Source organism: Rosistilla ulvae, assembly GCF_007741475.1.
Lineage (GTDB): Bacteria > Planctomycetota > Planctomycetia > Pirellulales > Pirellulaceae > Rosistilla > Rosistilla ulvae.
Map to the genome: position 1 here is coordinate 5,569,382 of NZ_CP036261.1, position 25,175 is coordinate 5,594,556.

Below are 25,175 nucleotides of genomic sequence, written 5' to 3' on the forward strand. Positions count from 1 at the left end.
GAGATCACCGAGGCCACGGAGAAATGCAGAAGAGACTCTGTGATCTCTGAGCCCTCTGTGGCTAATTGTTGCATCCCGAGAGGCACGCTTCGCGACAACCTCCCGCAACCATCCAAAATCCCTTCGTGATATGTCGGCCTATCTTGATGTTTGAGCGTTCCCTGGATTGAGTCGCGGCAAATGAACTCGCATGCTACGCGCCAAGTGTTGTCTTCAGTCGCTCGATCACCGCGGTCAGCTGCTGCCGTTGTTCGGGCGTGCAGGGGTGATGCGGCGGTGCCAGGCGATCGTTGCAAATCCCCATAATCGACAGCGCTGTCTTGGTGATTCCGATCAGTGGCAGCAGCGGCGAGGAGCTGTTTGCGATTTTGTAGATTGGGGCCAGCGAGTCGATTTTGGTCTGGAGACCTTGCACCGCGGCATCGTCGTTCGCCCGATGCGCCTGCATCAGGCTTGAGAACAGGCTGGGGAATAGATTGGTTCCCAAGTTCACACCGCCGGTTCCACCCACCCGCAGCGATTCTGCCAACAGAGTTTCGTGACCAATCAAAAATGTCCAATCGGGGCGAACGGACTTCAAGCTTGTCAGCTGGCGAAAATAATCGAGGTCCTGACTGCTATCCTTGATGCCAACGATCTGGTCCATCTGTGCGAGTTCGGCCACGGTCTCCGCTTCAAACCAGAGCTTGGTCATGGCTGGCATGTTGTAAAGCAACAGCGGCAGATCGGTCCCTTGCAGGACCGATTGGACGAAGGTCTTGAGTTCCGATTGATCGATCGGATAGTAGAACGGAGTTGTGAGGACGACGGCATCGGCTCCCGCGTCGGATGCCACTTGAGCGAAGCGTTTCGTCTCCACTACCGAGTTGTCGGTGATCCCAACGAATACTGGAACGCGTTGGTTGATGATGCGACATGCCTTGCGAACAAAGTCCGCGCGAAGCTGCTGACTTAGGCTGACGATTTCACCTGAAGAACCGAGTAGAAAGATGCCATCGACACCTCCCTCAATCAAGTGTTCGAGCAGCCGTTCACAACCGGCGTCGTCCAGGCGATCGTCGTCTGCCAAGGGGGTGACAATCGGTGGGATCGTCCCCTGAAAACGGGAGGACTGCTGTGTGGGGAGCGAGGAAGGCACTGTCGAATTCCTATCTGGGATGGTGGTCAGCGTTGCACGGACGGTTTGAGGCTGTGGCCCTGTTTCAACGAAGCCCTGTTTCAACCAAACAACTTGGCGATTGGGGTTCCTTGATCCGTGATTGGGACCGGGCGATCGCCATTGTAGAGATACTTTGCATAATCGATCCCGAGCGCGGCATGGACCGTCGCGAATAGGTCGGGGACTGAGACCGGGTCGGCGGTAATTGTTTGCGACAGTTCGTTCGTTTGGCCATACGCGCCACAGTGGTTCAAACCACCGCCGGCAAGCACACATGAGAAGGCAGTGCCTTGGTGTCCCCGCCCGCCACCGCCATCGAATTGAGGTGGCCGCCCGAATTCGGTGCTCACCATGACAAGCGTCTTGTCCAGGAGACCTTGGTTTTCCAGATCGAGAACCAGCGTCGCGAGCGCGTCGTCGAGTTCATGGATCAATTTGTGCTGGTCGAGAATGCCACGGTTGTGAACATCCCAACCGGCGCCGTTGAGGAAGTTCAAATTGTGAGAGACTTCGATAAATCGAACTCCTCGTTCGACCAGCCGCCGCGCTAACAGACAGCGTTGCCCAAACTCGCCTCCATAATTTTCCCTAAGCGCCGCCGGTTCGCTATCCAATTGAAAGCTGCGCATGAAATCGGGGCCGCTGAGCCGCAGTCCCAGTTCGGCCGCCGCGTCATAGTCTCGCAACGCTCTGTCTGCTAGTTCCGGTTGAGCGCGACGGGCTTGAACGAGCAGCTGTTCTCTGCGCTGTTGACGTTCGCGGGAAACGGTCATGTGCCGGGCCAAACCGGTTGGCCCGCGGCCGGTGTCGGTCAGGTATAAGTAGCTGTGCTGTGCGCCGAGAAATCCCGGCCCTCGTGAGCTGTTGGGATAACCGATCAGGACGTAGGGAGGTGCGGATTCGGAGATGGCGCCACGCTCGTGCGAGACGATCGATCCCAGCGAGGGATAGACAACGGTTCCGCTGACCGGCCGTCCCACGTGCATCCAATTGGTCGCGGCGGCATGTTCATCGATGACGGAATGATTCACCGTGCGCACGGCCGTAACACGATCCATGATCGCGGCGACTTTGGGCAGATGTTCGCAAACACTGACGTCGTCAACCGCTGTCGGGATCGCGTCGTAGTAGGATCCCGGCGTCTGCTTTTTGGGATCTCCCTTCTTCTTCGGATCAAACGTGTCGATCTGACTCATGCCGCCGCCGAGCCAAATCGAGATCACATGTTCGGCTTGGCCTTGCAAGCGAGCTTGCTGGCCCGATGCGGCGAGTGTGGGGGCTGCAGAGAGTCCCGCGACTGTGGCTCCGGTCGCGAGGAACTGTCGACGTCCCAGCGGGGAAATAGGTGATTGGGCCATGTTGTTGTTTCCGTTCACTCGTTAGCAATGGATTGAGATTGAGGGGATCGGTTGGCGGACGTGGGTTAAGGCATCCAGACAAATTCACGCAGATTCACGATGCTCCAGACGACATCCTCATACCGCTGCCGCCAGGCAGTCTTCAGCCGCGGATCGGCTGGCGGGCCTTGCAGGACTCGGCTGGCGATTTCTTGCTGGATGGTGTTGGCATCGTTTCGAACGTGATTCCACCACGTGACCTGCGGCAGTCGCGGAGGCGCTTGGGGAAGAACGATCTGATCCTCGGGCACCATGCGATCGGCGAAGCCTTCGCTCAGCGGAGCCAGGAAGATCTCTGACTCCGCTGCGGTCGGCCGGCGGCTGACGAATCGCAAGAACAGCGAATCGAGCAACTGTTGCGGCGACTGCGCTTCGACAGCGAGATCGGCCAACGGACTTGCATCCGCAGCTTTGGTCAACGAGATCGTCAGGGTGCTGTTGGCCATCACCGCGGGTTGCAAAACGTTTGGCTCGGTTTCGCGGTCGGTCTTTGGCGCTTGGCGATCCGCCGTCCAACCGAAGGCTGTCAACATTTCGATCACCGCCTCGGCGCGGGGCAGCGTGAGGCTGGGGCGATCTCGTTCGTTGGAATTGCTGACGAACATCCAACAGCGGTTCGGCTTGCCATAAGAATTGCGAGTACTCGTCGCGGCGCGGCCATCGGGATCGAGCGTCATCGGTTCGACATCCATCTCGCGACCAGTCGCCTGGAAAAATGAATCGGCAATTTGTTCGGCGGTCAAACGTCGTCGATCGGGTGCATTGAATTTGCGTTGCTCCGGCGTTGCATCTCGGTTTTGCCCGATCGCTTCGCGTTGATACAACTGAGATGTCATGATCACACGCGCCAGTTGTTTGATGTCGTAATCCTTCGCGACAAGTTCCTTACCGAGCCATTCCAGCATCTCGGGGTGGCTGGCGGGATTGCCTTCCCAATCTTGCGGCGGCTCCACGATGCCAGCCCCGATGTAGCGACGCCAAATGCGATTGGCGATGACCTGAGCGAAGCGTTGGTTTTGTGGAGCGGTAATCAGCGTCGCCAATTTTTCGCGAGGATCATCGGCTCGCTGCATCAACGCTCGCAGCGACTTGTCGTCTTTCGCTCCCGTGACTTCGGCGAACGGCCATGTCGGCGTTACTTTTTCGCCTGGCTTGAGCGTGACTTTGATCAAGGAGTTGCGGTCCGACTTCTTAAAGAAGCCAGCGGGAACGGTGCTCGACTTGGGCACGCTCAATGGCTTGCGAGCAAACATCGCGGCTAGCGAATAGAGGTCGCGTTGCGATGTCGAGTGGTAGGGAGAATCGTGACATCGGGCACATTGCATCTCGATCCCCAGAAACGCGTTCCCAACGATGTGACTTTTCGCCGCGAAAGGGGAGTCGTTTTGAGCGGCCAGAGCGAAGCCGGCACTTCCTCCGTCGTGGGCGCTGCCACGCATCATCAACAATTCCGAGACCATCCGATCGATCGGTTTGTTGTCGCGTAGCGAGTCGTACAGATACCATCGAAAGGGGCCCGTGCTGTTGAGGCTGGCGTTGATCAGCGTTGGATTCTCCGCCAACATATCCAACCAATATCCCATCCAGTTGTCGGCCCAACGCGGATCGTCCAGCAGTTGATCGATCAGCCGTTCCCGTTTGTCGGCGGACGTATCGGACAAGAATTCCGTCACGTCGTTTTCGCTGGGAACAACGCCCACGGTATCGAGGAACGCGCGGCGGATGAACGCTGTGTCGCCGATCAAAGCGGCTGATTCTGTGGCGACCATCTGGGATTCCATTTCGGGCCACTTGGCTCCGTCGGTGATCCATTTTTCCAGAACCATGATCTTTTCTTCGGAGAGTGGTTTTCCCGTTGGCGGCATCCGCATGTCATCATCTTCGCTGCGCAGCCGAATTATCAACTCGCTCGCGTGCGGATCTCCTGGTTTGATCGCCGGTTCTCCCGAGTCGCCACCCAGGACGGCCAGATCCCGCGAACCCAGCGATAGGCCTCCCTTATCTTTCTCGCCATGGCAGCGAATGCATTCGCTCTTCAGGATCGGCAGTACTGTCGTGAAGAATTGGTGCTGCTTGGGGGCTGTTGGACTCTCCTGCGTCGAATCGACCGGCTGCGTCGACGCTTGCAGAAATGCGTCGATTGGATTGGTCGTCGGTTGATCCGTCGAAGGAACAGCGGGGGATGGATTCGCCGCGAGCCAGTCGTGGGCTGCCTGATGCCGCTTGTTCCAATAAGCGTCCTGGTTGCTGGCAGCTTGCCGCCGCGTCGTATCGTTCAGCGCGGTCATCGTCGATTCGATCCGACGTAATTCGTTTTCAACCGCCGTGTCGGTCAATGGGAATGGAGATTCGGAGAGGCCTGCGGGACGCAAAACGGAAAATGCTTCTTCCCCTTCCAGCCGAACCGCCAGCGTCAGTTCTCCCGGTTCCGGTCGAAAACGCTTGCCGCCAGCGATGGCGTCGAGCACGACGCGGACCGGTTTCGAAGCGGTGATCTCCACCTGTCCCGTCGCCTCCTGGCAACGATGCCATGCCGGGCGATGTCCCGGTGCCGGTGGTGGCGAGACGGGAGTGATCGGTTCTTCGCCGTGCGGCGCGCCGACCAGCGGTTTCGACATCGTGACAAGTTGTCCGTCGACCCACGCACGCGCCATGCCTCGAGCACGCATTAGGATTGTGTGTTGTCCCGGGGGAAGCGAGACGTCGGCTGCCATCCGCACAAGAACGGGAGCTTTCCAGCTGGCGCGAATGCCCCAGTCGTCGTATTTCAGTGGAATCTGGTCCAGCAAAAACGACCGCCCTGACCAAGCCGTGGCACTCGGCGGTAGCGTTTCTTCGGGATACAGCCAGCGATCGTGGTTGGGGAGCCCTTCGTGAAAGGTGACTGTCACTTTGCCCGATTCCAAGTCGCCAAGCTTGGGCATCTCCGTCGAGATCGATTCCATGTCGGGCGCTTTGCCAACGCGACGGAAGCGCGATTGCAGCGTCTTTTCGTCGAGCATCACACGGTGGACGCCGATCGAATCGAGGCCTCCGCGAAAGCTGTTTCCCGCAGCGCCTGACAGCGCTGAACCGATCCAGATTTGATCGTTATCGATCGCTGGCGTATTGCTAGTCGGACCGCCAGCATCCCACGTCCCGGGAACCTTTTTGCCATCGATCCACGTTTGCATTGTCTTCGGTTCACCAAAGCGATACGCGACGGCAATGTGATGCCAACCGGTTCGCGGCCGAAAACCTTGCAGGCTTGTGTAGCGATGCCAGTTCCTTTGTTGTGGTTGGACGGGGACGGTGGCAAACAAAAAACTTACCCGCGCCTCCCCCTGCAGCCCACGAATTCGCAGCGCCCAGTTTTGGTTGTCTCGCGAGAATCCGGGGTTGCCGGTCCGCCCTTTCCCGATGATGTAGGAGTGGTCCCCTTCGTTGAGATCGCGAATGTTAATCCATGCTTCGAGCGTGATCTCATCCCCGTTGTCGAAGTCGAACGGACTGTCGTCGCCGGGATCGTCGAAGACGAATCGAGACCCTTTGCCGTCGAAGTTGACTGCCGAATTGTTGACAGAAAAGTCGGGGAACATCGGCGGCCGAGGCCCTGGGACGTCGCGGTGGATTCCGCCGACGGGACGAATTGGTGTCGCTTCTTCGGGCCCAAATTCCCAAAACGCAGCCGGCTCTTCGTCCGCGCGAACGATCGCGGGAGCGACGATACTACTCGCTACCGATATCGCAATAACACACAAGCAATGATGGATGGAGTTCATAAATGAAAGTCTTGGGGATGGAATGGTAATCGTTGGCGGGAAACCGTTGCGATCGATTCAGCACCGACCCGATCGCCTTTCCAATTGAAGAGGTGATCGCGATCGGTGACACGATCCGCATCAGTTGTCGATTTGCACGGGAGGAGAACTTTTTGGGCTCGTTTGCCGTGGGATCTTCTCGGGAAGTCCGGCGATAAAGACAGGGTCCAGGTAATATTCGTCCGCGAGATTATCTTGAAAGAACAGGCCTTCGACAGTCGCTCCCTCGGGATAACCCAAGTCGGAAAGATCGATCCCCACAGCGATCGCCTGCGTTCTGAATCCCTGGTAGAGCGACGTGCATGGAAGCGTTTCCAATTGTTCCAAAGAACGTGGGACCTGCTTGAACTTGTATAAGTGAATTTTGTCCAACACAAGCGCTTCGGGAGACTCCATCGTTAGATCGAATGAGGTGATGGTGTGGGAATGCAATCCTTGTTCGAACTTCAGCGGACTAACGTGGAACGCGTCGCCTTCCAACGGATTCATCAGCAATTGCAGCTCGAACAAGACGACGTCGGGGCCGGGACCGTTGTGCACCGGGCGGTCGAACCGAATCGCCATCCCAGGAGTCCCGAACGACTCCGCAGCTTCATCGATCGCCATCACCGGATCGGTGGTCAGCGGTTCCTCGCTGCCTCCGATATTGATGACTCCCGTATGAAGGAATCGATCCGAAGCGTAGGACGCGCGTTGATCGGGCAACTTGGGGCCGCCCGCCAGATAGCCGTGGTTGGGAAGGGCGTGAAACCAGGTCATCTGCGCGGGGATCAATTGTTCGATCGGAATCGTTTCGATCTGATCCCCACGCTGAACCGTAATGCTTTTCAAAGCACGCGCGTGTCCGGTGTCCGAAGTCGTTGCCTGATAGGAGACCACGCGATCGGGAAGACCGTACTGATAGCGATTTCGATCGAAGGGGACCGTCGCGGAATCCTCGAGCTTCGAGGAAGCAAATCGCATCGCCTGATTCTCTCGCAAACGAAGCGGCGACGTTGGGGCTGCGTCTTGTGAGTGTTTCGAGTCGGCTTTTTGGTAGACGTCCGCGGCTCCTTCCAGAACCTGCACATCGGTTTCGCTAGCTTGGGAAACATTGACCGAAAACCGAGTTCCGCGATCGACGATGCTTAAGCTAGGAGTCTCCACCTTAAAACCTTCAGCCCCCGGCGGGGCATGAACGCTGCATTGTCCGATGTCGAGCGCCAACAGTTCGTTTCCCTCGACGCGGAAGGAAGCGGGCCCTTGGATGACCGCGGTCGCACCGTTGGGAAAGCCTAACTCGACCATCCCTTGAAGCAGCAAGTAGTCGCGGCTGAGCGTGGGAGATGCACCGATCTGAGGCGGTAGTTCACCGAAGAATCTGGCGTGAGCGAGGCTGACAAAATGGGCTTCGCTGGCGACTGCAACCTGGTCCGAGGCGACTTCATTTGTTGCTACCGGCATCGATGTAAACGTGCCGACGTAGATTCCAACCACAAGCGAAATCGGCACGAGGATCGCGGCCGCGAGCATCGCTGGCATCCGTGTTGTTGCGGCAGCAGTTTGTGGAGAGAAAACCAGATCATCGCAAGCAGGATTCAAAACGCATTGGCCGCTAGCGAGCTGATCTGTGTCGGCGTGCTCCAACAGATCGGGCAGCTCTTGATGAATTTGCAAATAGTCCAGATACAGCTGACGCGCATCGGGGTTCGTCGCGATGCAATGATCCAACCGTTCAAAAGACTTGTCATCGATCGAATCGTCCAGCAGTGCGTTGATCAGCTGGCGGATCTCATCGTTGTCGATCGGAGGTCGGTCGGAACTCATATAATTTCCTCCGTCCCCATTTTCTTGAGAACACAATTTGCTAACGCTTTTCGGATTCGCGAGAGCGAACGATAGAGTCGAGCGACAGGTTCATCGATCCGCTGAGATAAGTTGTCCACGGTTTCGTCGCTGAAGTAACGCAGTTCGACAAGTCGGCGGTCCTCGGCGCTCAGGTGCTTTATGCAATCGCTGAGTGCTTTCCGGCGTTCGACAGCTAGCTGCTGGTGGCCTGGGTAATCGTCCGCGATCGCATCGATCGCGGCGTCGGAAAATTGGCGGCGGTTGGCCAGCGTGCGACTGTGATGCTTTTTCGCTGCAAACTGTGCGAACCGGCACGCCCAATTGAAAAACGGAAGTTCTGGATCGTATTGGTCGAACTTGCGCATCAATGAAATCGCTGTCTCTTGCATCACGTCGTCGGCATCGCTGGCGGTTGGGACCATCGACTGCACGTATCGCCGCAACCTGCCCTCGATGCGCGCAAACACGCGAGCAAACTCTTCTTTCTCATGGCAACTCGTCACTGGCGATCCTCTAGGTCCTCATCAGTAGTTCTTCCGAAACCTACCAATTCGCGCGAGGAAATGGAAATTTAGCTGAAAGTTTTCCCATGGTAGTCCCGTATCCGTTCGGGATCGTGTCGAATCCCAATCGTTTAACCGCGTGCCCAACGGGCCGCGCGTCGATCAGGACGGACGCACTGGGCGGATCGGTTGTTTTTGCCACAGAGGTCACCAAGTTCACAGAGCAATTTTGCCAGCGCTGCAAACCTCTGTGGTCTCTGGTGCAGATTGGTACATCCCTTCGCATTGCCGGCTCGGGCGAAAATGCCGCCGAATCGTTTAACCGCGTGCCCAACGGGCCGCGCGTCGAGCCTCATGGACGCGCGGGGCGTTGCCACCGCGGTTAAACGAAATGATTCGACGTGTTAGCCACCGAGATTACCGAGATCACCGAGAAATGCAGACGAGACTCTGTGATCTCGGCGTCCTCTGTGGCTAATCGTTACATCCCGAGAGGCGACGCCGCTGCGCGACAACCTCCGGCTACCGTCTTGCATCCCTTCGGGAAGCCTCGAGTCGGCTGCAAATCGTTTAACCGCTTGCCCAGCGGGCCGCGCGTCCAAGCCTCATGAACGCGCGGGGCGTTGCCACCGCGGTTAAACGAAGCGATTCGACGTGTTAGCCACCGAGATTACCGAGATCACCGAGAAATGCAGACGAGACTCTGTGATCTCGGCGTCCTCTGTGGCTAATCGTTACATCCCGAGAGGCGACGCCGCTGCGCGACAACCTCCGGCTACCGTCTTGTATCCCTTCGGGAAGCCTCCGGTCGGCTGCCTCGTTTAACCGCGTGCCCAACGGGCCGCGCGTCCAAGCCTCATGAACGCGCGGGGCGTTGCCACCGCGGTTAAACGAAGCGATTCGACGTGTTTGCCACCGAGATTACCGAGAAATGCAGACGAGACTCTGTGATCTCGGCGTCCTCTGTGGCTAATCGTTACATCCCGAGAGGCGACGCCGCTGCGCGACAACCTCCGGCTACCGTCTTGAATCCCTTCGGGAAGCCTCCGGTCGGCTGCCTCGTTTAACCGCGTGCCCAACGGGCCGCGCGACCAAGCCTCATGGCCGCGCGGGGCGTTGCCGCCGCGGTTAAACGATACGATTCGACGTGTTTGCCACCGAGATTACCGAGATCACCGAGAAATGCAGACGAGACTCTGTGATCTCGGCGTCCTCTGTGGCTAATCGTTACATCCCGAGAGGCGACGCCGCTGCGCGACAACCTCCGGCTACCGTCTTGTATCCCTTCGGGAAGCCTCCGGTCGGCTGCCTCGTTTAACCGCGTGCCCAACGGGCCGCGCGACCAAGCCTCATGGCCGCGCGGGGCGTTGCCGCCGCGGTTAAACGATACGGTTGGACGCGTTTGCCACCGAGGGCGCAGAGAAATGCAGAAGTGACTCTGTGATCTCGGCGTCCTCTGTGGCTAATCGTTGCATCCCCGAGGAACACAGTTCCGGTCCGGTTTAATCGATCAACACCAACGCGTCGTGCAGTTCGTTGACGTCGTCGGTGGCCCGTGGCAGCGGGCCGGCGAGCTTTTCTCCCGCCTCGGCAATCACGCTGCAAATCGCCTCGCTCGCGTCGCCTCGATGCAGGCCCTGGGTCAGTTGTTCACAGAGTCCATCGATGAAAGACTGTCCCAACTTGTCCACGATCTCTTGGTCGCCGAGGACAACGGCCGTGTGTTCGAACAGCGAGACATAGATCAGTAGGCCGGTGGAACCACTTGTATGATGGATGCGTTTGTCGAAGAAGGTCTGGCGAGCTCGCGCCTCGACTTCCTCTTGCATCTGTTTCGGAGGAGTGAACAGGCGTCGGAGCCATCCGATCCGGCTTCCCATCCAGGCACCCGCTATAAATGCGATCGCGATGGCGGCAACCATTGTCAACAGCCCGACGTAGATCGGAACGCCGCCCCAGTTTCCCAATTCGTCGGGTTGGCGTGGGAGCGTCCACCAGACGGTGATCGCTGCAATCGTCGCCAACCACAGGCCGATCATATCCTCCGGGCGATCGTAGCGACCGGAGGATGTGGCCACGACCGGCACGATCTCGCACGACGTCTTGGCCTCAGCTGCCACGACCGCCGCTTCGACCCGTTTGCGTTGCTCTTCGTTGATCAACTCCGATGCACTCTTCATAGTCGCCACTCCTTACCAAGAACCCGTTGCACCGCCGCCACCGGAAGAGCCACCGCCGAACGACCCTCCGCCAAAGCCACCACTGCTGCCACCGCGACTGGTCAACAGCTGGTAGAGGATCACACCCAGGACTGTGAATACAGCCCCCCAAAAAAGCCAAGCCCATCCGCTGGAACCGTTGCGGACCAGAGAGACGACCGTGAAGATGCCCAGCCCGATCGCACCGACAACCAACGCGTAATGCCACCAGGGACGCGGTCGCGTCGGCAGTTGCAGCTTGCGAGCCATCGTGTCGAGTGCTTCGACGCCGGCCACGATCCCTTCGGAAAACCGCCCCTGTTTAAACTCCGCCACGATGTAGTCGTCCATGATCTGTCGGCAGAGCGCATCTTCGCGTCGACCCCATCCGCCTCCTAGCTCGATCCTCGCTTTCCGATCGTCGCGGGAAACCAGCAACAGGATCCCCGTATTCCACTCCTGGTCTCCCAACGTCGCCTGACCGATTCCCCATTGATCGAACAACAGTGTTGCAAACGTCTCGATCCGCAGCCTTTCGCCGCCGTATTGTGCCATCGATTCGATCGTGATCACGATGATCGGCGTCGCTTTGTCGGTCAGCAGGCTGTCGCACAGTTCTTGGATCTTTTCCTTTGCGCCAGGATTGAGCATTCCCGCGAGGTCGCGGACAAATTCACGCTCCCCCGGCGGTTGAAGATCGATTTCGATCGCGGTCGCCGATGGAGGGCCCATCCAACCCAAGGCGATGATCGCGGCGCAATAAACAAACGCCAGACTTCTGCGTCGACTAATCATGGGTCTTCTTTCATCCTTCCAATCTGCGGCGGCAACTTGCTGGCGGTGGCCAAAGGTCAGGGAGAGACCACGCGATGTGGCCGGTCGTTGAGCTAACGAGACGCCCTCGGCGGATCCGCTCTCCCGGTCCGGTTCTCCGATAACCGTACCAGCTTTCTATCCGCACTCAATCGATCATCTGGTAGCTGCTCGTCGGCACGCCAGCCGATCGCAAAGCTTGGTGAATCGCAAATGCGTCTTTTGCGGTTCCTTCATACGTTATCACCATCGGCCCCGCAGGCCAATTCTTCTCGACAGCATGGATCGGAAATTCAAGCGAATCGATCGACTTGTCGACCTCGCCCGCGAAAGATGGATGCGGCTCGCTCGACAGCTCCTTCCAAAAATTGAACGACACCTTTCGAATGCGTCGCTCGGCGTCATCGTTCTGTGCGGTCGTTGGATCCGGACGATTCGGATTCGAACGACTGGGTGTCGGCCCGATGGAGAACCTTGCGATGAGGAAACCGACCAGCACGACCAAACCAGCCAGTGCGACGGTTCGCGATGCTTTCGAGCTACGGGAGGACCGAGAGTTATTCATGGCATGGGATCTTGCGGATTGGTGTCACGTTGTGCAGCCAGCTTGCGTCCGCGCAGCACAACCCAGAACAGCACCAGCCAGATAGTACCCGCTGTGACGAGTGCATTTGGGATGCTGCGATGGGAATAGAGACAGTAGCCCAACCCCGCGATGCCACCGAGTGATGCGACGGCCAACGGTTGACGATATTCGCCTTTCAACACCAGCAACCCTCGCTCTAGATCTTCATCCCTTGCAACGCACCATAGCGGCGTAACAGCAGCGGGTGGGACATCGCCGACTCCGCCTTCTTGCTGTATTTGTTTTGCATCACCTGTTCGGCTTGCTTGGCGAAACTCCCCTTGTCGACGCGAGGGAACAGCCGCGGGCCGACGGCTAACAGCGTCATCGCATCGAGTCCCGGTGTGGCGTCCTGCAGCATCGCCACGGCGACCGCGTCGCAGGAGAATTCGTCTAGACGCGACAGCGGTTTGTAGTGGTTGGAGATCGTGCCCCGAATCAGTCCGGTATGCCCGAGGGCGTGGTGCGCGAGTTCGTGGCCGATGATGAAGTCGAGGATTTCCGGTTTGTCGTTATCCAACGCGCCGTAGACGATGTCGTCGATCAACACGATGTTGTGTTTCGATCCGATCTTCAGCGCAAATGCGTTCTGTTCATTCGATTCGATGATATAGACATCGGGCAGCGATTTGAGTTCCAGCTGGCCGGCCATTCGCGCAACCGAAGCGTAGATCGCGGGGAATTGATCGGGAGCGACTTTGACGCCGTTCCCCATTAACACCGCTTCGGCTTTCTTGGCGCGCTGGTTGTATTTCACAAGCGCGATCAACCACGCGATCAATGCGATGCCATAGGTGCCGACGATGGACAGCAAGATAAGGATCGGCCCCACGATGCCGAACAGCAGCCAGCCGATCATCGCATGCAAACCGGTCCCTCGCGCGACGTGCTCTTTCGGTTTCACCCGCGGCGCGTTCAACGCACTCTGCGAAGGTGGGGAAGAGCTGATCGGATCATCGAACGTGCTTGCCATTGGGGGACTCCGGGCGGGGTTTCGGCGCTGTCATCTGACTCCCACTTCAACTTTCTTGACGGACTGTCGTGAAGGGGGGTTTTGAAAAATTTAGCGTCTGCCGAAGCGACGCACCACCATTTTGTGGTCTTTCACCAATCAGAGAGAGCTGCCGTGATTCAACAACTTGGGATACGGGGGCTGCAAAATATCGGAACTGTCGCGTCGCCACGACCCGTGGCGCTAACGGCTTCATCGATTTTTCACATCGCGTCGATCCGCCATCGGCAACGGATGCAAACAACACTCCACACCTGAAAAAAACTAACGCTCCGCAACGACATGGCAAAGCGTGTTGATCACCGCGCCAACCGAGAAGATTGGCCACCGCGCCGACGCTCGATCCGCTTGCCGCGGTGTTCGTCGGAAGGTTCGCCCAGGCGCAAACGCCTGAGCGATCGGCTCCAGGAATCCTTGTGGCGAAACGACGTTCGCGGAACTTTTATTGCCAAATTCTTCGCTGAGAGTGTGGCATTTGTGAAAGCGTTTAGTCCTTAGGAAGTATGGGGATGGACTACCGCTATTCTGCTTCTCTGTTCGAAAACTGCCGAGGGAACGACTCATGGCTGTCACGCATCGGTACGGATCGGCTGGGGTTCTGATCCTGGCACTGATCATCGCCCCCCAAACAATCGCTCAGGATCCAGTTGCCGGGCGGGAGTTGTTCGAGCGGGAGTGGCAGTATGTCGATCGGGGAACAACATTCACCGCATGGAGTACAACAACTCGGATGCCGCAGCGGCGAGGTCGGGGGCGAGGTCCACGACCGCAACACCGCGACAGCGGCCGCGAGTTGACGTCCATGCTGCCCGCCGAGGGGATGGAGGGCATGGCCGATGGGCTGGGGCCGCTGCACAACGCCGTCTCTTGTGCGGCGTGTCACCCTGGCGGTGGAGCATCGGGAGTGGAGCACAACGTGACGCTGATCACCGTCGACCCTCGATCACCCATTTTTGAACGGTCGGCGGGGCGTGGTGGTCGCGGACGTGCCGGAGGTTCCGACATGGACTTCTTTCCCGGGCTGGTCTCCGGCAACACGCTCTCCTTCAACACCGTCGTTCACGACCTCTCGACACGCCGCGGCTATCGAGCGATCCGCCAACGCTTGGCCGTCGGCGTCCCCAACGGTCTACCCGATGTGTGGTTTGATCCTCTCTCGCGGACCGTCGATGCGATCGCCAGCCAACCGGTCGTTGCCGGCCGTTATGGAACGCTCGACTACTACCTAAGTCAACGCAATTCGCCGCCGCTGCATGGCATGGGGGATATCGAGAGGATCTCCACGAATCGATTGAAAGCCATAGCGCTCTCTCGGACCCGATCGTCCGGCGGAACGATCTCCGGGCGAGTGGCGGGGAAGTATGGTTGGCGTGGCCAAGTCGACACGTTGTCCGATTTTGTCGCCGGAGCGTGCGCGTCGGAGTTGGGGCTGAACGTGGCCAACACCGCGCGACAAGCGGGTGATCCCGCCGATCCCCGCTACCTCAGCTTGGCAGCCGATGTATCGACGACCCAGGTCGCCGATCTCACCCGTTACGTCGCCGACTTGCCAGCCCCCGCCAAACCGTTGCTCTCTCTGGAGGAACGCAAACGGGTTCACCGCGGTGAACAGATTTTTCACTCCATTGGATGTGCAGCCTGCCACATCGCAGATCTCCCGCCGGCGCGAGGAATTTTTAGCGATCTATTGCTGCACGACATGGGGCCCGATCTGCAAGATCCGTTCCCCGCCCCGGCGTACCAGTTGGCGAGCACTCGTTCGGCGGCGCCGGCGAGTCGCTACCCGAGTCGATATGGCCGTGGAGAGGCGTGGACATATCGCAGCGATGCCCCATCGGATCGCCGCCGCGCTGTCGCGAATGATGGCAGAACCTCGCTTGCAACGGGAACGCCTGAACCGATCGCGCTTGACTATCCGGAGCAACCGCAATTTCCCCGCGGCGAAGTCAAAGAGGCGGATCTGAAGGGGCGGCACCGGTTCTCGTGGGATGCGTTGCAGCGGGAATGGAAGACACCGCCGCTGTGGGGCGTCGCCGATTCAGCTCCCTACCTTCACGATGGTCGAGCGGCAACCCTGACCGATGCGATCCAATGGCACGGCGGCGAAGCGGATCAATCGAAACGCAAGTTTGACAGGCTGAACGAAGACCAACAGCAACTGCTGCTCGCGTTTTTAGAGAGCATGAAGGGCCCGGTGGATTGAACGAAGAAATCGCCCCACCGTCCCCTCTCTCGTTTAACCGCACGCCCAAAGGGCCGCGCGTCCCCCGAGTCCCAACACGATCCCACGCGCCGCATCGCCATCCATCAACCTGCATCCCGTCGCCGCCAGCCACCTACTCCTTCGATGGCCCCGACGCTCGTTCCTGATACTGGCAGGCGGTTCGCGTTGGTGCCGAGAGTTCGGTCCGCAGAGCGTGCAGGATCGGGATCGCTTCTGCGCGATGCAGGCCGTCGCTGTGGCGGCCGGCGCGTTGAGCGAAGAACAATCGGGTGCGGAGGTGGTCGAGGCACTGGCAATCCGATTTGGCTTCGTCGCTGCACGATTCTCCCTGCTCATCCCAGAACGCGTAGCCGTCGAACGTCAGCGCAAACTCTTCGATAGCAACCATCTCCGCCTCATCCGCCGGGATGTCGCGCAACCGAAGCTGCGGCGAAGGAATGTTTTTACGTTCCATCATCTTCGTCCAGGTTTAAGTTGTCGTTTGATATCGGGAACGGGAACGGATTTTAAGCAGAGAAGGTTCCGGGAATCAGGTATTTGAGTCCCGGAACCTTTTCTTGTCGGACTTTTACCGAATTCTGTTCCCTTACTATTTGCTGGTCTCAAATCTCTTCAAGAGCTTGAGTTGCGGATCGAGCATTGCCCAGAAAACAACGCAAGAGGCGATCAGAGGAAGCGACCAGTTGAACACTCGCGAATCGTGAGCGACAACTGATGGGTTGTCTGGGGCATACAAGATTGCAAGCGACTCTCCGTAACCCGGGCGAAGCCAAAATGGCCCCGCTTTCAACTTGGCTTCGTGTTCGATTCCGTTTTTTCCAGTGTAGAGCAAGAGGTACCAGTCCGACCATCCTCCGTATTTACGCGAAGACGATTCATGTATCTCTTCAATTGTTGCCCTAGCACGTTCACCTGTGAATTCAAGGAATATGCATCGGTGACATCTCCATACGACGATGCCAATCATGACGATGGCAAGTATGTGACCTCTTTTGTGTGCTTTAATAGGTTTGGTCATGAATTCATAACGAGAGATTTGAGTCCGCCGACTATGGCCAGCGTTATGCGGGCGGCGGCCGTGAGCTGCAACATTGCGTAAAGGGCAACGACCGTCGCTCCGTATCATCGCATGGTTCGGTCGCCGCTTAGAATCGCCGGCTACGATCTCATTTTGGGATAGGAAAAGGTTCCAGGACTCAAAACAGACTTTGAGTCCTGGAACCTTTTCTGCATCGTCGCAGTGATCATGCGGCCACTATTGCACACCGGCATGGTGTCGAACCGACGTTGTTCGTTTTATGAATCGCGGATGAATCGCATGTCTTCTACTGGCATGTAACGACCGGGATCAGCGGGCGGCGGGAGCTGATATTGATGTCACGAGAAACCGGACCACTGCCGCTCCGTTGCATCCAATGGTTCGTCGTTTACTTGTTTGTCAATGGGACCTTCTCGACACGCTCATCTGCCGTTTTCATCATCATTGCACGCAACGCCATCCTATACCTTGGGTCAGCGAAGGCATACGCATCTCCTTTTGGCGTTCGCTTGAGAACAGGTTGGTCTCCTTTACCGAGCTGCGCAAGAATCTGGGTGACATTGAGCGTGGTTCCGCTTGTTGAATTGGGAAACTCTCGTCGAATCAATTCTTCAACGTCGGATGCCTTGACATGTTCATTTTCCGTGCAACCCAAAGCGAACAGCGTTTGATTTCGCCGACCGGCCTTGGTGTCTCGTTCGTTCATATGTTGTTCAACCACGGCGTAGCCGTGGTACATAGATTGCGAGAGCCAAAGCTCGTCTGCCCTTTCGAGCGTGTCTGAGTCGACCGTGCACCCTGAGTGATGTATCAGGTTGGCAACTTCGAGACAGTACTCATGGATCATCTGCGGAATGCGATCCGTAACCCAAGCAACATGTTTGTATACCGAACTGGGGTCTTCGACTGTATACCGTAGTCGTTTCTCAAATCCCTTCTCCACAAGCGACCTGCATTGCGTAAGTGATAGACGCGACACCTCGGGAAGCTCTCTCAGGCGATTGGCGACTGTCGCGTGGTGGGGCGTCTTGTAGTAGTACTCCCGTACTCCGCTTGGAACTCCCACAATCAGTAGTTTGACGTCGTAGTACGCGTAACGTTCGTCGTCACAGAGGATCAGAAGATCAGCAAGCTCTTTGAGAAATTGGTCCGTGAAAGCTGCTTCAAGATTGTCTAGAACCAATATGCCAGATCGCGAACCGGCGCGTTGCCGAATAGCTGCAAGACAAGACTCGAAGGGTTCCTTCTGCCCCAGTTCGTATTGTCCCGTATGGTCCAGTCTGCCTTTTGCTACGATCGTGTTTAGTTCAGCAGATTTGCTTTCAGAGTATCCCGTCTTCTCAGCGATCTCGTGACGCGAGACGAGGTTTGCCAATTCATTGGTGATTGAACCGAGCCTAGAAGCGTTAGCGAGATTTGCAACCTCAAAGTGGACATCTAAGTCGGACAGCACCTTCTTGTACAGCCAGGATTTACCAGTTCCGCTGTCACCATGGATGAGCAGGTGCTGTTGGCTATTCAGACCATTGCGGAGCGCTCTTTCAAGCTCTTCTCGTGCCACATACATATCTGGATTGATAGAAGCTGCACGTGGTGTGAAAACGGTATCAGGTGTTGGTCTTAGAGACATATATAGAGCTAAATCATTTATCGACGAACTATGGTTCTCACCGGTGTTGTTAGTGAGAATCGGGGATTTAGGATTGTTCTCGGGAGGTTGCGTGTTGTGTTAGCAACCCATCGACGACCTCGCGTGGTACGACTCACTTTGGTCAATGTCGTCGATTGCGATGGGCTTCGTTGCTTAGGGGGAGGCTTGTTCAGACGCCATCGCTCGTGCCCCTCTCATGGACGGCTGGATGGGATTTTACCCGTCGTTCGGCGTAATGCAAGCATGAAGGCAGGGGGCGAGGTTTGTTCGCAGTGATTGCACCGAGAGATCGCGGCAGAGCGCGTAGCTTGGGCTGCAACGATTTGGGACGCCAGTGCGCGGGGAAAACGACCGCGGGCGGTTACTACAGCACGCGGCGGACGATTAGTAGGGCGATCGCTATCGCGACGGCTATCGTGACTATCCAGAAGATGTTTTCGTGACGAAAAAATGAACGGCCAGGATCGTTGTTGGAATTCATCGCTATGGTCCTCCCTTACGCCAAATTATACGGCGTGCCGGCCGCGATGACACGGATGTTTTTCCGTTGGGAGAGTTCGAGCTCGCAGTCGCGGGTGCGCCAAAGTTGGAGCGGTGGGGTGGAGCAGCGGACGGCAGGCGCTGGCGCAAGGGGTGGATTCGTCGATCGGCATCAAGATCGCGTCGGTGGCGCCGGCGCGTTGAGCTCCTTTTTCGCTTACCGTGGCGAAATGGTGATGGTCCGTCCATAGATTGCGTTGGGGCCATCACTTTCACCCGCGTAATAGACCATAAACCACTCATTGCCGGTGAGGTGCGTCATCCAAGGGTAGCCGAAATCCTCTACGCCGGGAGAGGATGTCAGGAGACGGTTCCGCTTCCATTGCAGCGTGTCGCTCTCAGCTTGCCAAAGGCTGATCTGATTTTTGTCCGTTCGCTCCGTCTGGAGCGCATAGAGTCTATCGGGCTGAGTCGGATCCGAAACGATGAATGGGCTGGGGTGGTTCGCATCTTTGTTCCCCTGGATTACGCTCGGTTGGAATTGCCAACTGACGCCCCGGTCATCGCTGGTGTACTGATGGTAGGCGTGTGCTGAATTTTCGCGAACCAATCCGATCAGACGTCCGCCCGTGGAGATGAAAGTTGGTTCGTAGTATTTGTTTGTCGTGATTGTTTTTGGCGGGTTCCACGTTCTGCCATCGTCTTTGGAGTAGGCGATCCAAAGGCCGTCACCGTGCGGCTTGCGGTAGTGGCCACACACCGCCAAACCCTCGTTCGGAACCTGGAACACGTGGCCGAAGACCGATCCGGTTTTGCTCTCTCCGATCGCGGAAGTGTCCGTGCTTTTCCAAGTCTTGCCGTGATCCTCGGATCTCCATCCGTAGATGTTGTTGCGGAGGTCATCGGTAAACGCCATCACCATTAAAACAATGGCACCATCCTTGGCTTTTCCAATCGCCAGGTTGGCAGCGTGCTGATACGGCATCGTGCTATCGAAAGTCTTCAGCACCTCAGGCGATGTGAAACTTTGACCGCCGTCTTGGGAGACCGACACCGCCGGGCATCCGTCGCCATTGACGTGTTTCCTTCCCGCGATGTAGGCGACAACAATGCTGCCATCATCGGCTTTGACAACTTTCGGCCAGGACAGGTGACAAAAGCGGTCGCCTTCGGGGGCCGGCACGATGATCCGAAACGATTCATTTTCATCTCCGACCGCTGATCCGATGCCCAGCAACGCGACTGCGAATAGCATCCACCCCGTTAAAATTTCAAGCTTCATAAGAAGGTCTCTTTGGTTAGCATCATCGTCTACGATCGCGCGGTCCGAGCTGTTGAGCCACCATCGCTCGACAGCCATTCGAGGATTTGCGTTTATCGATTGTTATTGTCGTCGCCAGCGGCCCCTTCCTGGCTCCGGAAAGGGATTTTACTCATCCTTCGGCGACAGGAAAGCATAGTCGCTGGGAGGCCAACTTTCATGCGAAAAAGTGCGTCGGTGAGATCCCCGCAGCGTTGGCGGCTCGGGAGCTATGCGTTTCGGCAATGCAGGTGCACTCGCTTGCGGCTGGCAGCTGTACCTGCGGGGCGTTGGTTAGAGGAATGGTGACAGCTTTTCTTTAGCCACCGAGGCCACTGAGAACACAGAGAAGCACCGTAACCGATTGATGCCTCTGCGCTCCGTAGAGGACGAGGTTACGAGTCCTTGGGCGGATTCAGTGATTTCAGGACTTATAAAACGGCTAGCCTAAAAGAGTCGTGACGCCGTAGTTTCTACGTTGGAGCCGGAGCTATCGCCGAAGCGGTTCATTCAAAAGATTAACTGCTGGCGCGTGGCGGCTGGACCTTCCACTGAGGCACAAAAAAAACCGGTCGCTTGCGCGGACCGGTTGAGCATTTTTTATGGGAGACGACGGACTGGCGGCGTCGGCTACTTTTCAGCCAGGTAACGCTCGGCGTCCAGAGCGGCCATGCAGCCGGTGCCGGCCGACGTGATCGCTTGGCGATAGTAGTCGTCGGCGACGTCGCCGGCGGCAAAGACACCTTCGACGTTGGTGTTTGTTCGGAACGGCTTGGTCCACTGGATGTAGCCCTTGTCGTTCATCGTCACCGCGCCGTCGAGGAAGGCGGTATTGGGGGTGTGCCCGATCGCGACAAACATCCCGCCAACCTTCAGCTCTCGCGTCGAATCGTCAGCGGTGCTGCGCAATCGCAGGCCGTTGACGAGCTTGCCATCGCCGAGGACTTCGTCGACAACTGTGTTCCAGCACATCTCGATGTTGGGGTGGTTCAGAGCTCGCTCTTGCATCACCTTCGACGCCCGCATCTCATCGCGACGGACGATCAGATAGATCGTGTCGGCTCCTTTGAGATTGGCCAGGTAGGTCGCTTCTTCGACCGCCGAATCGCCACCGCCAACAACGGCCAGGGGTTTGCTGCGGTAGATTGGCAATGCGCCGTCGCAGACCGCACACGCGCTGACACCTTTGTTCTTGTAAGCGTCTTCGGATTCGAGCCCCATGTAGTTAGCTCGGGCTCCGGTTGCGATGATCACTGTATGAGCTTTGACGGTGTCGCCATTGCCAGCGGTCAGGGTGTGGACGTCGCCGGAGAAGTCGACGCTGGCGATATCGTCGCTGACGACGCGGGTGCCGAAGTTGAGGGCCTGCTGCTTCATCAGCTCCATCAGTTCGACGCCTTGAACCGCGTAGTGCGGTTGGCCATCTTTCTCGTGGCCAGCGGGAGCGGGGGGCAGGTTCCAGTGCCGCGACTTGTCGACAGCTGATTCGACGAACGCGCGGATGTTACCGGCCGGGAAGCCTGCAAAATTTTCGACTTCGGTGGTAAAGGCCAGTTGTCCCAGCGGAATCATTTCCGGACGGACGGTTCCTTCGTAAACGACAGGATTCAAATTGGCGCGGGCTGCGTAAATTGCAGCCGACCATCCAGCCGGTCCGCTGCCGATAATAACGGTTTTTTCAATCGTGTCCGACACCAAGGGGGTACTCCGTGCAGTGGGAAATGTATTTGTCCTAATCATCTCATATCAAAGAAGGCGGACATATTATAGATCGCTGCGCGGTTTCCACCACCTGGAGCCAGGGCAAGATCAGCATCGATGAGGTATGCTGTGGTTGAGCGAACGGCAGCCTCGTTGGCCGACGAATCTCAATCGAACCTCGAATCTGCCGCGTTTGGCGGCACAGAACATTCCATGAACCGCGATCTCACCCGCAGCATCCTCTCGCTCGCCCTGGCTTCGATTCTGCTCGCGACCGCCACGATCCTGATTTCCTTGGCGATCGATCGGACCGTGGGGCTCCGCCCCGGTTGGCCGGCGGTCGCCGAAGAGCCGACGGCACCGCGGCAGCGCCCGTTGCCTCCTGCGGGCAGTTACGACGAGACGATCGACCAGGCGCCAGTCGACGCCAATTTGCGTCAATTATGGAATTCGCTGAACCAGCAGGAGGAGGGAACGCCGCTGAAGTTCCCGATCGAAGTCGAGCGGGCGATGTCGGTCGAGCCCGGCCAGGGTGCCTGATTCGGGGCATTTTCGCTCGGAGGTAGCGGAGGAGGTCGTCGAGACTTTCCGCAATCAGCGGCTTCGTTTAACCGCGGTGGCAACGCCCTGCGCGTTCGTGGGATTCGACTCGCGCCCCGTTGGGCCTTTCGTAAGGAATGGAGGGGCCGTTTCCCAGGCCGGCACTTCGCTCGCGGGGCTCGCTCCGTTTGGCCTGGGCTATGCAAAGGATCGGAGCTTCGCCCCACGGCCGGGGCATTTCTGCCACAGAGGCCACCGAGAGCACAGAGGTTTAGCGGTGGGGCGATTTCTTTTGTGGCGAAATCAATCAGCGGCTTAGTTTAATCGCGGTGGCAACGCCCCGCGCGTTGGTGTCGCTCGACGCGCGGCCCGTTGGGCACGCGGTTAAACGATTGGGGGGGGGCTGCGGATTCGACGCTTCCCGCAGGGATTCAAGACGGTAGCCGGAGGTCGTCGCGAAGCGGCGCACCTCCGGTATGCGAGCTCCATCGCGCCGTGCAATCCCAACGGGATTGCAGACCGTGCGCCCCCGCCGGGGGCGGCGATCCATTGTGCTCTCGTTTCCGGTGGTGTTCGCTACGCTCAAACCACCGGCTACCTTCTGCGATCCCTTCGGGAACCGGTTTTGTGGCGAAATCAATCGACGGCTTCGTTTAACCGCGGTGGCAACGCCCCGCGCGTTCGTGGGATTCGACTCGCGCCCCCTTGGGCCTTTCGTAAGGAATGGAGGGGCCGTTTCCCAGGCCGGCACTTCGCTCGCGGGGCTCGCTCCGTTTGGCCTGGGCTATGCAAAGGATCGGAGCTTCGCCCCACGGCCGGGGCATTTCTGCCACAGAGGCCACCGAGAGCACAGAGGTTTAGCGGTGGGGCGATTTCTTTTGTGGCGAAATCAATCAGCGGCTTAGTTTAACCGCGGCGGCAACGCCCCGCGCGTTGGTGGCGCTCGACGCGCGGCCCGTTGGGCACGCGGTTAAACGATTGGTGGTTGCTGCGGACTCGACGCTTCCCGCAGGGATGCAAGATGGTAGCCGGAGGTCGTCGCGAAGCGGCGCACCTCCGGTATGCGATCCTCATCACGCAGCACAATCCCAACGGGATTGCAGACGGTTCTGCGCCCCCGCCGGGGGCGGCGATCCATTGTGCTCTCGTTTCCGGTGGTGTTCGCTACGCTCAAACCACCGGCTACCTTCTGCGATCCCTTCGGGGGCGGTTTGGTGGCTAACGCGTCGAACCATATCGTTTAACCGCGGCGGCAACGCCCCGCGCGTCCATTAGGTTCGACGCGCGGCCCGTTGGGCACGCGGTTAAACGGAAATACCTGTCGTGTTCGGTGGTGCGGCTCGAATGGGGGGCTGTGTTTGGGGGCGACGCAGATCGGCCGCCACGCGATAGCGTCTGGTTCTCTTAGGTAGCCGGACGCTTTGGGGGGGCGGCTGATAGTTCCGGTGGAAACAATGAATCGCCCTGGTTGCTGCAGCGAAGCCCGTTGTGAACGCGATGGTCTGGCAATACACTAGTGGGCTTTGGCAATTTTGACGTCGCCCGGCGGGTGACTTGTATTTTGGAAAGGACCGATTCGGTGCCAGGAACTTGTGTGATAGGGCTGCAGTGGGGCGATGAAGCGAAGGGAAAGCTCGTCGATTTGCTGGCCAAAGACTACGAAATGGTCGTGCGTTACGCTGGCGGTGCCAACGCGGGGCACACGGTCGTCTGCGGCGACGAGACGTACAAACTGCATCATATTCCCAGCGGCATCCTGCATCCTGCGGTCCAGAACATGATCACGCCGGGCGTGGTGATCAATCCGACGACGCTGTTGGAAGAGATCGACGGTCTGGCTGGGCGCGGGGTTCGTTGTGCCGACAATATGCGGATCAGCGAACGGGCCCACTTGGTCATGCCATGGCACATGATCGAAGATCGGATCATCAACGAGCACCGCGGCGTCGGGAACGAGTCGATCGGCACGACAAATCGTGGCATCGGTCCCTGTTATCGCGATAAGGTGGGACGCACCCATGCGATCCGCATGACCGACCTGATGCAAGCCGATCGCGATGAACGAATCGCAGCGGTCGCCCAACAAAAATATCGCATTTTGGAAGGCCTGGGCGCGTCGGCTGACGAATTGGCCAGCATCGAGCCGAGCAAAGTTGCTGCGGTCGCCGCTGGCTGGGCCGATCGGTTGCGCGAACTAACCGGCGACACGACGGAGCCTGTTTTGGCCGCCTGTGAAGCGAATCGCAAGGTCTTGTTCGAAGGTGCCCAAGGGGCTCTGTTGGACATCGATCACGGCACGTATCCGTTTGTGACCAGCAGCAACGCATCGGGCGTTGGTGTTTGTGCCGGTGCGGGGGTTCCGCCACGTTGGATCAACGAAGTGGTTGGCGTCTGCAAAGCGTACAGCACGCGCGTCGGTGGCGGTCCGTTCCCGACCGAATTGCACGACGATGTCGGCGAACAGATTCGCAAACTGGGGAACGAATATGGTACGACGACCGGTCGTCCGCGGCGTTGCGGTTGGCTCGACGCGGTCGCGCTGCGATATACGGCTCGGTTGAGTGGCGTCTCGCGATTGTCGTTGATGATGATGGACGTGTTGAGCCATCTGGATGAGATCAAGATCTGTGTCGCGTATGAGATCGACGGCAAACAGACCAAACATTTCCCGTGCCACGCCGAAGAAGTGCGAAGTTGCAAGCCGGTTTACGAAACGATTCCCGGTTGGAAGATTCCAGTCGACGACGCGCGTCGCTTGGAAGATTTGCCCGAAGGGGCGCATCGATATATTCGCCGTGTCGAGGAATTGATCGGTTTCCCAGTGGGAATCATTTCGGTTGGTCCGGATCGTGCGCAAACGATTTTCACAGAGCAAACAAAGCTGGACTTGGCGATCGCTTAAACCG

At 58.0% G+C, this 25,175-nt stretch carries 18 protein-coding genes; 3 read left to right on the top strand and 15 right to left on the bottom strand.

The window, feature by feature from the left end:
* Positions 1-193: 193 nt before the first annotated feature.
* The 10 genes from EC9_RS19700 to EC9_RS19745 form a co-directional block, all read right to left on the bottom strand.
* Positions 194-1,138, bottom strand: a complete 945-nt coding sequence (locus EC9_RS19700) for a dihydrodipicolinate synthase family protein (RefSeq protein ID WP_218934281.1) — start codon at positions 1,136-1,138, stop codon at positions 194-196.
* Between the two features lie 80 nt (positions 1,139-1,218).
* Entirely contained in the window at positions 1,219-2,517 is a 1,299-nt protein-coding gene (locus tag EC9_RS19705; RefSeq protein ID WP_145347853.1) for a DUF1501 domain-containing protein, read from the bottom strand.
* Positions 2,518-2,582: 65 nt separating this feature from the next.
* Positions 2,583-6,317 carry a DUF1553 domain-containing protein gene (locus EC9_RS19710; RefSeq protein WP_145347854.1) on the bottom strand — a complete coding sequence of 1,245 codons (3,735 nt, stop codon included), beginning with the start codon at positions 6,315-6,317 and terminating at the stop codon, positions 2,583-2,585.
* A gap of 120 nt (positions 6,318-6,437) precedes the next feature.
* On the bottom strand, positions 6,438-8,162 hold the full coding sequence (locus EC9_RS19715) for a FecR family protein (RefSeq protein WP_145347855.1): 1,725 nt from the start codon (positions 8,160-8,162) through the stop codon (positions 6,438-6,440).
* Positions 8,159-8,686 carry a sigma-70 family RNA polymerase sigma factor gene (locus tag EC9_RS19720; protein ID WP_145347856.1) on the bottom strand — a complete coding sequence of 176 codons (528 nt, stop codon included), beginning with the start codon at positions 8,684-8,686 and terminating at the stop codon, positions 8,159-8,161. Before EC9_RS19720 ends, EC9_RS19715 begins: the two co-directional genes overlap by 4 nt.
* Positions 8,687-10,188: 1,502 nt before the next feature.
* Positions 10,189-10,866: a TPM domain-containing protein gene (locus EC9_RS19725; protein WP_145347857.1), complete on the bottom strand. Its 678-nt coding sequence runs from the start codon at positions 10,864-10,866 to the stop codon at positions 10,189-10,191.
* Between the two features lie 12 nt (positions 10,867-10,878).
* A complete protein-coding gene (locus EC9_RS19730) occupies positions 10,879-11,679 on the bottom strand; it encodes a TPM domain-containing protein (protein ID WP_145347858.1) in 801 nt (266 codons plus the stop codon).
* Positions 11,680-11,845: 166 nt separating this feature from the next.
* A complete protein-coding gene (locus tag EC9_RS19735; protein ID WP_145347859.1) occupies positions 11,846-12,262 on the bottom strand; it encodes a hypothetical protein in 417 nt (138 codons plus the stop codon).
* Positions 12,259-12,471, bottom strand: coding sequence for a hypothetical protein (locus tag EC9_RS19740; RefSeq protein WP_145347860.1), 213 nt, complete (start codon positions 12,469-12,471; stop codon positions 12,259-12,261). The genes EC9_RS19735 and EC9_RS19740 overlap by 4 nt, the downstream gene beginning before the upstream one ends.
* A gap of 8 nt (positions 12,472-12,479) precedes the next feature.
* The gene (locus EC9_RS19745; protein WP_145347861.1) at positions 12,480-13,295 is read right to left on the bottom strand and encodes a M48 family metallopeptidase; all 816 of its coding nucleotides are present in this window, start codon (positions 13,293-13,295) and stop codon (positions 12,480-12,482) included.
* A gap of 601 nt (positions 13,296-13,896) precedes the next feature.
* Between EC9_RS19745 and EC9_RS19750 the strand changes: the two genes are divergently transcribed.
* The gene (locus EC9_RS19750; RefSeq protein ID WP_145347862.1) at positions 13,897-15,537 is read left to right on the top strand and encodes a di-heme oxidoredictase family protein; all 1,641 of its coding nucleotides are present in this window, start codon (positions 13,897-13,899) and stop codon (positions 15,535-15,537) included.
* Between the two features lie 133 nt (positions 15,538-15,670).
* Here EC9_RS19750 and EC9_RS19755 read toward each other — a convergent pair whose 3' ends face one another.
* From EC9_RS19755 to EC9_RS19775, 5 genes are all read right to left on the bottom strand, one after another.
* The gene (locus tag EC9_RS19755) at positions 15,671-16,015 is read right to left on the bottom strand and encodes a hypothetical protein (RefSeq protein WP_145347863.1); all 345 of its coding nucleotides are present in this window, start codon (positions 16,013-16,015) and stop codon (positions 15,671-15,673) included.
* 132 nt (positions 16,016-16,147) lie between these two features.
* Positions 16,148-16,576: a DUF3592 domain-containing protein gene (locus EC9_RS19760; RefSeq protein ID WP_145347864.1), complete on the bottom strand. Its 429-nt coding sequence runs from the start codon at positions 16,574-16,576 to the stop codon at positions 16,148-16,150.
* A 409-nt stretch (positions 16,577-16,985) separates the two neighbouring features.
* Positions 16,986-18,227, bottom strand: coding sequence for an ATP-binding protein (locus EC9_RS19765; protein WP_145347865.1), 1,242 nt, complete (start codon positions 18,225-18,227; stop codon positions 16,986-16,988).
* Between the two features lie 718 nt (positions 18,228-18,945).
* Positions 18,946-20,010 carry a sialidase family protein gene (locus EC9_RS19770; protein ID WP_218934283.1) on the bottom strand — a complete coding sequence of 355 codons (1,065 nt, stop codon included), beginning with the start codon at positions 20,008-20,010 and terminating at the stop codon, positions 18,946-18,948.
* 648 nt (positions 20,011-20,658) lie between these two features.
* Positions 20,659-21,723: an FAD-dependent oxidoreductase gene (locus tag EC9_RS19775; protein WP_246105781.1), complete on the bottom strand. Its 1,065-nt coding sequence runs from the start codon at positions 21,721-21,723 to the stop codon at positions 20,659-20,661.
* A 219-nt stretch (positions 21,724-21,942) separates the two neighbouring features.
* Here EC9_RS19775 and EC9_RS19780 point away from each other — a divergent pair, with 219 nt between their 5' ends.
* Both EC9_RS19780 and EC9_RS19785 read left to right on the top strand, forming a co-directional pair.
* A complete protein-coding gene (locus EC9_RS19780; protein WP_145347868.1) occupies positions 21,943-22,269 on the top strand; it encodes a hypothetical protein in 327 nt (108 codons plus the stop codon).
* 1,579 nt (positions 22,270-23,848) lie between these two features.
* On the top strand, positions 23,849-25,171 hold the full coding sequence (locus tag EC9_RS19785; protein ID WP_218934284.1) for an adenylosuccinate synthase: 1,323 nt from the start codon (positions 23,849-23,851) through the stop codon (positions 25,169-25,171).
* Positions 25,172-25,175: the final 4 nt, after the last annotated feature.

What these genes read in the sequence shown, in the direction of transcription:
- EC9_RS19705 (WP_145347853.1), bottom strand. Translation starts at nt 2,517, where the DNA reads ATGGCCCAATCACCTATTTCCCCGCTGGGACGTCGACAGTTCCTCGCG.
- EC9_RS19710 (WP_145347854.1), bottom strand. Translation starts at nt 6,317, where the DNA reads ATGAACTCCATCCATCATTGCTTGTGTGTTATTGCGATATCGGTAGCG.
- EC9_RS19715 (WP_145347855.1), bottom strand. Translation starts at nt 8,162, where the DNA reads ATGAGTTCCGACCGACCTCCGATCGACAACGATGAGATCCGCCAGCTG.
- EC9_RS19725 (WP_145347857.1), bottom strand. Translation starts at nt 10,866, where the DNA reads ATGAAGAGTGCATCGGAGTTGATCAACGAAGAGCAACGCAAACGGGTC.
- EC9_RS19730 (WP_145347858.1), bottom strand. Translation starts at nt 11,679, where the DNA reads ATGATTAGTCGACGCAGAAGTCTGGCGTTTGTTTATTGCGCCGCGATC.
- EC9_RS19735 (WP_145347859.1), bottom strand. Translation starts at nt 12,262, where the DNA reads ATGAATAACTCTCGGTCCTCCCGTAGCTCGAAAGCATCGCGAACCGTC.
- EC9_RS19745 (WP_145347861.1), bottom strand. Translation starts at nt 13,295, where the DNA reads ATGGCAAGCACGTTCGATGATCCGATCAGCTCTTCCCCACCTTCGCAG.
- EC9_RS19750 (WP_145347862.1), top strand. Translation starts at nt 13,897, where the DNA reads ATGGCTGTCACGCATCGGTACGGATCGGCTGGGGTTCTGATCCTGGCA.
- EC9_RS19755 (WP_145347863.1), bottom strand. Translation starts at nt 16,015, where the DNA reads ATGATGGAACGTAAAAACATTCCTTCGCCGCAGCTTCGGTTGCGCGAC.
- EC9_RS19760 (WP_145347864.1), bottom strand. Translation starts at nt 16,576, where the DNA reads ATGACCAAACCTATTAAAGCACACAAAAGAGGTCACATACTTGCCATC.
- EC9_RS19765 (WP_145347865.1), bottom strand. Translation starts at nt 18,227, where the DNA reads ATGTCTCTAAGACCAACACCTGATACCGTTTTCACACCACGTGCAGCT.
- EC9_RS19770 (WP_218934283.1), bottom strand. Translation starts at nt 20,010, where the DNA reads ATGAAGCTTGAAATTTTAACGGGGTGGATGCTATTCGCAGTCGCGTTG.
- EC9_RS19780 (WP_145347868.1), top strand. Translation starts at nt 21,943, where the DNA reads ATGAACCGCGATCTCACCCGCAGCATCCTCTCGCTCGCCCTGGCTTCG.